Consider the following 12,005-nt stretch of genomic DNA (forward strand, 5'->3'; position numbering starts at 1 on the left):
CAGGCCAAAAAAAGCAGGACAGGGCGGCCGCCCTGTCCTATGGTTTGTATTAATGCTGAAAAAAGATTTTTTAGAGGCACAATTGCCGATAAAGCAGCTAATGGGAAGCTGTTTAAAGGTCATGCCCAATTACCTCAAGCCAGCCGGTGATCTCTTCCGGAGCGATCATGCCGTTTACGGCAATACCAGGCAGAATTTTGGAATTTGGACATGCTTTGGCGATATCATTTTCAATTTGGCCGAATCCACCGCCGCCATGCGTACAAAAAGGAATTACGATTTTCCCCGTAAAATCATGCTGTTGAAGAAAGCTTATAACTGGCGGGGCCATCGTTTTAAACCAGTTGGGAGTACCTATAAATATGATTTGATAATTGTCGATTGACTCATTGCCAGATATTAGCTTAGGGCAAAATCCGCGGGCAATCTGATTCCTTACTTCTTTAGCAGCTGTATTATAATCAAAAGAGTAATTCTTATCGGGAATGATTTCTCTGAGGGCTGCGCCCGTCTGTTTTGCTATTTCCAGCGCTACATGTTTTGTATTGTGGAAAAGCGAATAATAAGCGACCAGTGTGTTTTCCATATACGTTGTCTCCATTGCCCAATTCCTGTTTATCTGTGTGGTGTAATAAACCAAATCTATTATACCGCTATACTGCGCTTTCCAAAATAAAAAGTATACCGCATCTAGTCGGAAGAATGCCGCCTTTTTGGCGCGTCTGAGGGGCTTTTACGGCGACTGTACCCGTATTCTGAAAGTCCCTGCATTTACCCTATAAGGAAAAGCACTCAGCTGTTTCCCTGAACCTACACCTGGGTTATCACGTTGCTTAATAACTAAGAAAGACACAGCTTGCCCTTATCGGAAAGAGAGGGCCTTTCTGGCGCGCCCAAAGACATTTTACGGCGGTTTCACCGCCTGCCGGGCGAGGTGCGCGGTCTGTGTGCAGATTCAAACTGGTGAGTCACTGGCTCAAAAATACGGCTTTCGGTGTGTGCACAAAATAAACGCGTCCTCGTGAAAGCGAGGGCGCGAATCGGGAGCGGACACCGTCCGCTGTGTCATCCGGTCGAAATGGATGTGCAGGATACTACTCATGAATCGGAACCAATCCATTTACTTCGTTAATTAGCTCCCTTAGCTGTGAACAGGCATTGGTACTGTCTGTTCCGGCCGCGGCAAAAATTGAATTTACTTTCTCTTTGTAACCGATCGGGTGAATGTGAAAATGATCTATCATACTGACGGCCTTCTTTTCATTTATGCAGTATTGTTCATTTATCGCAAACAATACTTGGTTCAGCGCCGAAACCGCTCGCACGATATGTGCGGTAACATAATAAACGTCATCTTTCGTGGCGCTGCTTTCCGCAAGCATACAGGAAAATCCGGCTTCGAACCCAAAGAAACCGACGATCGCTTTCTTCAATTTTGGCGGGTACTGCTCCGCCACACTCTTTCGGGCAAAAACACGGCCCTGCTTATCCCACAATATTTTGCAGATTGCCAATTCGCCCATGTACATCGAATTGATATAGGCATGGGGATGCCCGGTTTGATAATGGGCCGAGAGATTTCCTTCCCGACATTCCGCAATCACATTTTCAACTCGTTCAATATCGCGAAGAATAAGGTCAACATGATACCCATTCATAATTAGCCAGCCGCCGCCATTCACCCAGTTCCCCCATGCGCCGGGAGGAACCACCAGATTTTCTCTGTGTTCGTCATCCAAAAGCTGCGCCGCCTTGTTCAAAGCGACAAGGTCGAATGCGGTACGACCATAATAGACGCCAATGTCAATATCCGATGTCTGGGCATGCGTTCCCCTTGCGCGCGAGCCGCCAAGTACAATAGCCTCAACCCCTGAAATCCCTGCCAAAGTTGTTACCGCTTTATCCAATATGGTTCTGATTTCATCCATGCGTAATCCCCCATACTTTTGTTGATATAAACAATTAGGCTAAAGCGAATGCATTTCTGCATCTGCTTTAGCCTAATAACCTTGGCGCGCCCGAAGGGATTCGAACCCCTGACCTTCTGATTCGTAGTCAGACACTCTATCCAGCTGAGCTACGAGCGCAAATCGCTGAAGCATGTCCTAAGACCGAACAGCTTTATTATTATATGCAAAGCAGGCTGAAAAGTCAAGTGATTCTGAAAAATAATTTTCCGCAGAATGCGAACGGCCCGCTGCCGATTACAGCAGCAGGGCCGAAAATCCGATGGGCGGAAGCGTTAGAATACTGCCGGATGGCGACTCCCCAAGCAGGCAATTCGCTTTCTCCCAGCCTGCGGGCAGTGGGATCTGCTCTGCGGCGCTGCCGGAATTGAGCGCGATCAGCAGGCGCTGTGTTTTTCCCTCACGGATGTAACACAGACATCGGCGAAATGCAGCCACCGGTACCAGCGGGGAATCCTCCAGCGCGGTGCGGGCGGTCTGCCGCAGCTTTGCCAGCGAACGGTACCATTCCGTGAGAGCGGCATCTTCTTTTCCCCACGGGAAGCACCCGCGGTTGAAGGGGTCGCGGTAGCCTTCCATTCCGGCTTCGTCCCCATAATAAATGCATGGGACACCCGGCAGGGTATACTGCATCAAAGAAGCGCCGCGCAGCCGCCGCAGGGCGATCCCGCGCTGCGTGGGGCTCAGGCGCTGGCGGCTCTGCCACTCACGGTCTCTCCCGTTCAGGGCTTCGCCGCCCAAGACGGTGAGCGCGCGCTCGGTATCGTGCGTGCCAAGGTGATTCATCAGGCAGCGCAGCACCTGCGGCGGGTAGTTTTCCTGCACGGTGAGCAGGATTTCCATCGCGTCCTTGGCGCGCATTCCGGTAAAGAAGCCCAGAACCGCGTTGCGGAACGGGTAATTCATCACGCTGTGGAGCTGATGACCCTGAAAATAACGGCGGCGCTGCCCGTAGGCGATTTTGTTGGAAGCGTCTTCCCATACCTCGCCCAGAATCAAAGCGTCGGATTTCTCCTCTTTGGATGCTTCGACGATCTTTTCGAGCAGCAGATCGGAAAGCTCATCCGCTACGTCCAGCCGCCAGCCTGCCGCGCCCAGGCGCAGCCACTTTCGCACAATGCCGTCCTTGCCGCACAGGTACTGCTGATAGCTCTCGCAACACTCGTTGACGCATGGCAGGGTAAGAAAGTCCCACCAGCAGTCGTATTTGTCGGGCCACGACGAAAAGCCGTACCAGTCGTAATACGGGGAATCCTTCGACTGATACGCGCCGGGGCCGGGGTAGCGTCCCTCGCGGTTGAAATAGACGCTGTCGCTGCCGGTGTGGTTGAACACCCCGTCCAGCAGAATGTGGATGCCGAAGCGTTCCGCCTCCTGGCACAGCTCTGCAAAATCCTGTTCTGTGCCGAGCAGGGGGTCGACGCGGCTGTAGTCTGCCGTGTCGTACCGGTGATTGGAATGGGCCTCGAAAATCGGGTTCAGATACAGGCACGTGACCCCCAGTGATTGCAGGTACGGCAGCTTTTGCAAAATGCCCTGCAGATCGCCGCCGAAAAAGTCACGGTTTGTGATTTTGCCGGTTTCGTCGGGCTGCCACTGCGGCTCTTCTCCCCACCCGGCGTGCATTTTTCGCCCATAGGGAATGTTTTCCTTCTTCTGGCCGGAGCAATAAAAGCGGTCCGGGAAGATCTGGTACAGGATCCCGCCCGGGAGCCAGCGGGGCGTTTCAAACCCCGGCTCGTATACGGTAAGCTGCCATTTGCTCGCCCCGGAAAGCTCCCCCCGGCCGCCGAACGCGCGGTTCAGGCCGAGCATGCCCCGGTTCGTCTGCAAGGAAAAAGAGTAAAAATACAATCCGCTGCGCGGCGGGATGAAATCGCATTCCCACCATTCCCGGTCGTCCCCGTTCATTCCGCACCAGAACATTCCCCAGTGAAATTGCTCGCCGCCGTCCTCCTGTAGGTTCAGTGTGGCGGCGGTGCATTTCAGGCCGCGGGGAAGCGTGATCTTAAAATGGATACTCTGCCCGGCGGGAGTTGCCCCCACGGGATTTTTATACACAGGGTTCCTGGAATCAAACATGTTCTAAGAAGCTCCTTTTTGCCGTTTTTCGGCGGAGCGTCATTGCTCCGCCTTTTCTGCGGGTTCCTTTCCCGCCTCGGGCACCGGCTCCGCATTCCAGATCTCTGTGGCGTACTCGCGGATGGAGCGGTCGGCGGAGAAGCGACCCGCATGGGCGGTGTTGACCAGCGCGATGCGGTACCACTGCTCGGGGTTCTGATACAGCTGCTGCGAGAGGCGGCGCGCGCGGGTATAGTCATCAAAGTCTGCCAGCACCATATAGGGGTCGGAGTTTTTCAGCGAATCCGCAATCTGGCGGAAGCTGACGCCGGCAAAGCCGCGGCTCATCTCGTCGAGCGCCTGGCGCAGAACGGGATGGTTTTGGTAAATCCCTGCGGGATAATATCCGTTTCTTTTCCGCTCCTGCACCTGCGGGGTGGTCATACCGAACAGCAGGATGTTTTCATCGCCCACGGAGTCGTGAATCTCTACGTTTGCACCGTCGAGCGTGCCAAGCGTCACCGCGCCGTTGATCATGAATTTCATGTTGCTGGTGCCGGAAGCCTCGGTGCCCGCAAGCGAAATCTGCTCGCTGATATCCGCCGAGGGAATGAGCAGCTCGGCGAGCGTCACGCGGTAATCCTCCAGATAGACGATCTTCATCTTCTGATTGACGCGCGGGTCGTTGTTGATGGTGTTGCCCAGATCGACAATGAACTGGATGATCTGCTTTGCCATATAGTAGCCCGGCGCGGCCTTCGCGCCGAAGAAATACGTTCTGGGGGTAAAGTCCGCGTTCGGGTTATCGCGCAGCCACTGGTAGGTGGCGAGGATTTCGAGCGCGTTCAGGTGCTGGCGTTTGTATTCGTGCAGGCGCTTGACCTGTACGTCGAAGATGGAGTCGGGATCGACCTCGATGCCGTTGTTCTTCCACACACAGGCCGCAATGCGTTCTTTGTTGCCGCGGCGGATTTTCGCCATTCGCTCGAGCACGGTCTTGTCATTCTGGTATTTGAGCAGGCGGTCGAGCCGGGCGGCATTGTGAATGTATTCCTCACCGATCAGCTCGGTGATCAGTGCGGCGTATTCGGGGTTCGACTGATTCAGCCAGCGGCGGTAGGCGATTCCATTTGTCACGTTGCGGAATTTTTCCGGCATTTCAGTATAGAAATCGTGGAATACGGTCTGCTTTAAAATGTCGCTGTGCAGCTGCGACACGCCGTTGATGGAGTGGGTGCTCACGACCGCAAGGTTTGCCATTTTCACATAGCCGTCGTTGAGAGGGGCCATGCGCCCTACCTTGTAGCCGTCCACGCCTTTTGCGTGCATTTCGGCACAGAAGCGGCGGTTGATCTCTTCCACGATCTGGTAGATGCGCGGCAGACGGCGGCGGAACAGATCCACACCCCAGCTCTCAAGCGCTTCTGTCATGACGGTATGGTTTGTATATGCCATTGTGCGGTGAACGATGCTCCAGGCCTGATCCCAGCCGTAACCGCATTCGTCGAGCATCACGCGCATCATTTCGGGGATCGCCAGCACCGGGTGCGTATCGTTGAGGTGAATCGCGATCTTTTCCGGCAGATTGTCGAGCGTCCGGTTGATGGAAAGATGGCGCCGGATGATATCCTGAATCGTGGCGGAAACAAGGAAATACTGCTGCGTGAGGCGCAGACTCTTGCCCTCGGGATGGTTATCCTCGGGGTACAGCACCTTGGTGATGACCTCGGCCATCGCGTTCTGCTCCATGGCGCGCAGGTAATCGCCGCCGTTGAAAAGCTTCATGTCAAAATCCGCTTCGGCAGAGGTGGCGGCCCACACGCGCAGGCGGCTTACGCCCCGGCCGTCCATACCGGCCACGTACAGATCATAGGGAACCGCCAGCACTTTTGTGTAGTCCTTGTGGCGCACAACGTGATACTGGTTGTTCCACGATTCTTCGATCGTTCCGTCAAAATGCACCTCGACCGCGCGGTCCGGCACCGGCTGAAACCACACGCTGCCGCCCGGCAGCCAGAAATCCGGCAGCTCTGTCTGCCAGCCTTCTACCAGCTTCTGGCGGAAGATGCCGTACTCGTACCGCAGCGAATAGCCCATCGCCGGGTAGCCAAGTGTGGCGAGTGCGTCGAGAAAACAGGCTGCAAGCCGCCCCAGGCCGCCGTTGCCGAGGCCGGCGTCCGGCTCCTGCTCGTAGAGATTGTCAAGGTTTACATTCATGCCGCCGAGCGCTCCGCGGAACGAATCCTCCAGCCCAAGGTTGAACAGATTGTTTTTGAGCGAGCGCCCCAAAAGGAACTCCATACATAAATAGTAGATGGTTTTGGTGCCTGTTTTGGCTGCGGTCTCGCGGAACTCCTTGCGGCCCTTTACCAGCATGTCGCGCACGACGAGGGCCACGGCCTTGTAGTACTGTTCGTCGGTGGCGTCCTGCCATTCCACGCTCATTTCATGGCTCAGCGTTTCTTTGACGCGCGCCTGAATTTCTTTTTTCGAAAGCGTATAGTTCATGTGATCCTGTCCTCCGATTCTATACATAAAGAAGCACTTTTTCCCTATCATATGCCGAGTAAGATTTATGTTTATTGTATACCAAAAAGAGCCGAAATACAATTCCAATAAACTGACAGAATAAAAGAGAAAAAAACGTAAATTTTGCCCGTATTTTCAATAAAAAAGATTTGCTGCCTTCAAAACTGCTTTCTTTTGCTAGTGGGTGAAAATTGGTCTAAATTTAGTTATATTCAACAAAATGAATTTCTTGTGCGCGGCCCTCTTCTCCGCCCGCCGGCGAAAGAAAATCCGGCAAAACGCGACAGGCCCTTTCCTAATTGCGCAAAATGGCTTATAATAAAAGAGATTGTATGGAATGCCGGCCTGCTGCCAAGGCTGTGAAAGGATGGTCACCATGAATAAGATTAAGGTGCGTCTGAATATTTGCGGAACCGAGTGTACCCTTACATCGGAGGATAACGAAACCTATGTGCTTGCACTTGGGGATGAAGTAGAAAAGAGCATTCAGAGCATTATGTCCAAAAACGACCGGGTTTCTTTAACCCTGGCCGCGATCATAACCGCTTTGTCGTTCTGCGACGACGCGAAGAAAGCCGCCGCTGCGGCGGATAATCTGCGCTCGCAGATCAAGGATTACCTGGAGGATTCCTCCCGCAGCCGCCTGGAGGCCGACGAGGCCCGCCGCGAAATCGAGCGCATGAAGCAGGAGATTCAGACTCTGCGCGCCCGTCTTTCGGCAGGGGAAGCCGCCCAGAGCCCGGCCCGTGAGCCTGTGCGCTCCGTGCCTGCGGCACCGGTGCAGGAAAAGCCCGTGCCTTCGCCGGAGCCAAAATCTTTGGAAGAACCGGAAGGTCCCGAGTCTCCTTTTGAGGAGGAGCAGCCGGAGGAAAGCCGGCCCGCCGCGCCTGCCGTACCCAATGTGCATACCGGCCATTACTCCCGCCCGGCGTCTGCCCAGGTGCCGGAAGAGCTGGACCGCAGCAGTTTCATGAGCTTTTTTGAAAAGAAAGAAACTGACTGAATGCCGAACATACCTGCGCGAAGGAAGAAAGGGACACTGTGATGAGCAACCGAGATTATACCATCGTCATGGTACTTGCGGCTGTGATATTTCTGGTGGGCTATAATGTTCTGGGGACGATTACGTCTGAGCCGTCGTCTTCCTCCTCGTACGGGACGGTGATGGTGATTGTGTTTGCCCTGTACATCGTTTATCTGGACAAATGCCGCAGAAAGCCGAAGAAGTAGGCTGCGGGGGAAAGAAACTGTCATACTTGAATCAGGTGATTTTAAAGTACCCTGGCCATCAAGTGAATTGACTCTATTTTATGCTGAATAAAGGTTGGGATACAAACCATGGAAATTTTATCTCCCGCCGGGTCGCCGGATTCTCTGATCGCCGCGGTGCGCTCCGGCGCCGATGCGGTGTATCTGGGCGGCAGCGCGTTTTCCGCGCGGGCGGCGGCGAAGAATTTTGACGATGACGCCCTGCGGCAGGCAGTGGAGTACTGCCATGCCCGGGGCGTTAAAGTCTATCTGGCGCTCAATACCCTGCTGCGGCAGGAGGAGCTGCCGGCCGCGCTGGAGCTGGCCGAATACGCCTGCTCTCTCGCGGTGGACGCGCTGATCGTTCAGGACCCCGGGCTGATCGCGCTGCTGCGGGAGCGCGCCCCGGGGCTGAGGCTCAACGCATCGACACAGATGTCGATCACCAATCCGGCGGGTGCGCGTCTGCTCGCGAAAAACGGCTTTGCCCGGGTGGTGCTGGCGCGCGAGCTGTCCCTTTCACAGATTCGCGAAATCAAGGACGGCACGAAGGACACGCCCATCGAGATCGAGAGCTTTGTGCACGGCGCGCTGTGCATGTCGGTATCGGGCCAGTGCTATTTTAGTTCAGTGCTCGGTTCGCGCAGCGGCAACCGGGGCATGTGCGCCCAGCCGTGCCGTCTGCCCTTTTCCGTGCCCGGCGGCACGGGCCATGACCTGAGCCTGAAAGACCTTTCGATGATCGCGCGCATTTCGGAATTAGAGAATGCCGGCGTGACCAGCGCAAAAATTGAGGGCCGCATGAAGCGCCCGGAATATGTGGCGGCCGCAACAGCGGCCTGCTGGTATTCGGCCGACGGCCAGCCGATCCCGCCGGAGCTGACGGAGAATCTTTCCGCCGTGTTTTCCCGGTCGGGCTTTACGACGGGCTACCCCGACGGCAAGCTCGGGAGGGAAATGTTCGGCATCCGTTCCAAGGAGGATGTGACCGGCGCGACGAAGGATGTGTTCGGACAACTGCATGCCCTGTACAAGGACGAGCTGCCGCGTGTGCCGGTGTGGCTGGAGTTAATGGTGCGAGCCGGGCAGCCGGTCACGCTTTCGGCCGCCGATGACGGTGGTCACCGCGCTGAGGCTTTGGGCGAGTGTCCCGAGCCGGCGCTCAGCCGGCCCATCGACGAAGAGCGATGCCGCACACAGCTGCAAAAGACCGGCGGCACCCCGTTTTTCGCGCAAGAGGTGCAGTGTAAAATCGAGCCGGGGCTTTCCCTGCCCATCTCGATGCTGAACCGTCTGCGCCGTGAGGTATTGGAGCAATTATTGGTCCTGCGCTCGCAGAGAAAGCCGGTGCCGTTCACACGTCTGCCCATTCCGGCAGCCGAGCCCCATCAGCCCGCAAAGCTGCCGCGTCTGCGCGCTTCCTTGCGGCGGGCGGAGAATGTGCCGGAGCTGGCAAAACAGTGCGAGCTGGTGTATCTGCCGGTGAATGTGCCGGAGAAACAGTTTGCAGAGCTGCTTTCCCGGGGCTTCCCGATGGCGGCATCTTTGCCGCGCGGCATCTTCGGTTCGGAGAACCGGCTGAAAGAGCGCCTGGAGGCGCTGAAGAAGATCGGTGTCCGCGATGTGTGGGCTGGAACGCTTGGCGCGGCTGGACTTGCGCTTGAAAGCGGGATGAAGGTTCACGGCGGATTTTCACTGAATGCGATGAATACCCCGGCGCTCGAGTGGCTGAGCCGTCAGGGCCTGTGCGACACAGAGCTTTCGTTTGAGCTGACGCTTGCGCAGGCGGCTGCGATCGGCGGTGATCTGCCGCGCGGGCTGGTGGTGTATGGCCGCCAGCCGCTGATGCTGTGCCGCAACTGTCCCGGCAAAAACGGCTCACAAAGCTGTGCTGATTGCGGCGGCAACGCGTGGCTGACCGACCGGCGCGGCGTGCGCTTCCCGGTGATGTGCGACGGCGACGCAAGCGAGGTGCTGAACTCGGTTCCGCTGTATCTGGCGGACCGAATGCGCGAAGTTCGCGGGCAGGATTTCGGGGTTTTAAGATTTACTGTGGAAAACTCTGTGGAAATTGAGGAAATCTTTCGGAATTATCTTGGTTTGCGGGCTGTGGAAAATACAAAACGCGACAAAGAGCAGCAGCCTTTTACACGGGGTTTGTATTATCGTGGAATTGAGTAGCAAAAGCAGGCAGGAGGAACAAGCATGGAACCCATTCGATTTCAAAAACTGCACCCGAACGCGGTGATCCCGCAGAGAGCCACTCCCGGCAGCGCGGGGATGGATCTTGTGGCTTGTATAGAGGAGCCGGTGCATCTGCCAGCAGGCGGGCGGGCGATGATCCCGACCGGGCTGGCGATGGCGATTCCCACTGCAGAGTGGGTGGGCCTGGTGTATGCCCGCAGCGGCCTGGCCGTGCGCCATGGGATCACCCTTTCTAACAGCGTCGGCGTGATTGACAGCGATTACCGGGGTGAAATCCGCGTAGGACTGTGCAATTTGGGGCAGGAGCCCTATACCATTCAGCCCGGCGAGCGGATCGCCCAGCTTGTGATTTCGCCGGTGCTTCTGCCGCCCGTGGAAGAGGCGGACGAGCTGGACAGCACCGAACGCGGTACCGGCGGATTCGGCTCCACCGGAAAACGGTAACGGACGGAAAAGAGGAGAACCACGATGAAACATAATTGGCTGAAAAATTTGTTTCTGGTTATTCTGCTTGTGCTGGCTGTGGTGCTGGGCAAGCTGCTCGGCACGGTAACGGCGAAGCTTCCGTTTCTCGCGTGGCTCGGCATGAGCGCCGATTTTGGGTTGAAGCCGGTGACGGTCGATCTGGCGGTGGTCAATTTTACATTCGGCCTGATGGTCAATATCAATGTGGCGCAGGCGCTGCTGCTGGCGGTGGCGATTCTCGCGTTCAGCGCGATCCGTCTGCGCGCCTGAGCGGTAGGCTGAGCCTGCATGCACATCGCGGGACAGTTCGGAGGAAGACTTCCGCTTCGCGCTCTATTCGTCGCGTGTGCGCAGGCTGTTTCCGCGCGGGAACGCGGGAACAGTATTTTATTTGTAATTATTATTTTTGTTTTTATAGGTTTCCCATGTGAATTTTGCTTGAGCAGGCCTGCCCCTCGTGCCGAGGCAGGTGCTACCTTTCGTTACGAGGCGAAAGGTAGCAAAGACTCGCCAAAGAGGAGAGTTTCGATTCTTTTCCCTTGGAAACCCAGAGAGACTCCCGCTCTGGTTCTGTTCCGCGCATAGGCATAGCCTGCGCGTGAAGCGAGTGAGTAAGAGAAGCTCATATTCGTAAAAGGCAAGAAAAAAGTACTCTGCAGGCCAACTCTCACCTACAAAAAGTGCGGCAGAGCCGCATTAAGAAAACACCGAGCCAACGAGAGCGCTCTGAAAATGCCCGCCGACAGACGGAATCGCAAGGCTTGTTTCCAGATGAAGCTTGGAGAGTGGGCATTTTCATTGGAGCGCCTTACGGATAGCTTTTGTTTGCACTGTCAGGAGTCGTTCCCTAAACGAATTTCAAAGGTGTCCTTTGGAAGGCCTTTGCTTAACGCCGTCCTTTCACGAAAGTAAGGGCCCGCCCCGGCCTGAGGGGCATGCCCGCGCCAGCGGTAACCCTATGTGGGGGTACTTGTTGAAAACTCGCTCTTTCCTGCCAAGGTGAAAGAAAAAAACCGCCCTGGCCTGAGGGGTGAACTGACGAAAAAAGAATATTCCCTGCGCGGGGCCGCCCCAAAAGACTTTCCTCCTTTTTTAAATAGAAGAAACTCTTGGACTGAGAATTCAAGCCCTACGCCAGCAGGTAAGCTGCGCACACACGCACATCGCGGGGAATCCCTTTGGAGAAAAGCCCCCTTTCTCTCGCATATTCTTGCTGATGAAGAGGAGCGATCGCATAGTAAAAACAAATGCAGACCAGTTTTCCCCATTTTCCCTCTCCCTTGTGGAAAACAAGAGGACCTTTTCCCAAGAGGAAGATCAAGAGAAGGCTGAAAGAATAAGTCAGGCACGGTAAAGCACTATTATATAATGAAAAATAAAAAGCGTTCTATGAAAAAGAGCACAATCAAAAAGAAGGCCCCGTTTCGGGGCCTTCCAGCGTGAAGACAAAGTATCAGGAAAGAGGTACTTTGTCTTTTTATGTAGGCTGCGGGGTGGTAAAATAGAAGCGGGTGATGGAGAATGCTGAAT

At 55.4% G+C, this 12,005-nt stretch carries 9 protein-coding genes and 1 tRNA gene; 5 read left to right on the forward strand and 5 right to left on the reverse strand.

The features are described from left to right. Positions 1–112: 112 nt before the first annotated feature. The 5 genes from HMPREF1141_RS03665 to HMPREF1141_RS03685 form a co-directional block, all read right to left on the reverse strand. Positions 113–586, reverse strand: coding sequence for a flavodoxin (locus tag HMPREF1141_RS03665; RefSeq protein ID WP_009061144.1), 474 nt, complete (start codon positions 584–586; stop codon positions 113–115). A gap of 508 nt (positions 587–1,094) precedes the next feature. After that, positions 1,095–1,928, reverse strand: coding sequence for a nucleotidyltransferase domain-containing protein (locus HMPREF1141_RS03670; protein ID WP_009061173.1), 834 nt, complete (start codon positions 1,926–1,928; stop codon positions 1,095–1,097). An 82-nt stretch (positions 1,929–2,010) separates the two neighbouring features. Beyond that, positions 2,011–2,087 (reverse strand) — tRNA-Arg (locus HMPREF1141_RS03675). Positions 2,088–2,204: 117 nt separating this feature from the next. Next, entirely contained in the window at positions 2,205–4,049 is a 1,845-nt protein-coding gene (locus tag HMPREF1141_RS03680) for a glycoside hydrolase family 13 protein (protein WP_009061162.1), read from the reverse strand. Positions 4,050–4,088: 39 nt separating this feature from the next. Next, entirely contained in the window at positions 4,089–6,536 is a 2,448-nt protein-coding gene (locus HMPREF1141_RS03685; protein WP_009061171.1) for a glycogen/starch/alpha-glucan phosphorylase, read from the reverse strand. Positions 6,537–6,933: 397 nt separating this feature from the next. On the opposite strand from HMPREF1141_RS03685, the gene zapA reads away from it, so the two are divergent. The 5 genes from zapA (at position 6,934) to HMPREF1141_RS03710 (ending at position 10,745) form a co-directional block, all read left to right on the forward strand. Then, entirely contained in the window at positions 6,934–7,560 is a 627-nt protein-coding gene (gene zapA / locus HMPREF1141_RS03690; protein ID WP_009061161.1) for a cell division protein ZapA, read from the forward strand. A gap of 41 nt (positions 7,561–7,601) precedes the next feature. Beyond that, positions 7,602–7,787 (forward strand): hypothetical protein, encoded by a 186-nt coding sequence (locus HMPREF1141_RS03695; RefSeq protein ID WP_035316515.1) that lies wholly within the window; start codon positions 7,602–7,604, stop codon positions 7,785–7,787. A 108-nt stretch (positions 7,788–7,895) separates the two neighbouring features. After that, on the forward strand, positions 7,896–9,986 hold the full coding sequence (locus HMPREF1141_RS03700; protein WP_009061157.1) for a U32 family peptidase: 2,091 nt from the start codon (positions 7,896–7,898) through the stop codon (positions 9,984–9,986). A 24-nt stretch (positions 9,987–10,010) separates the two neighbouring features. Beyond that, positions 10,011–10,454, forward strand: a complete 444-nt coding sequence (dut, locus tag HMPREF1141_RS03705) for a dUTP diphosphatase (protein WP_009061136.1) — start codon at positions 10,011–10,013, stop codon at positions 10,452–10,454. Between the two features lie 24 nt (positions 10,455–10,478). Further along, positions 10,479–10,745, forward strand: a complete 267-nt coding sequence (locus HMPREF1141_RS03710) for a DUF4321 domain-containing protein (protein WP_009061132.1) — start codon at positions 10,479–10,481, stop codon at positions 10,743–10,745. Positions 10,746–12,005: the final 1,260 nt, after the last annotated feature.

It is taken from the genome of Clostridium sp. MSTE9, from assembly GCF_000277625.1.
GTDB lineage: Bacteria > Bacillota > Clostridia > Oscillospirales > Acutalibacteraceae > Faecalispora > Faecalispora jeddahensis.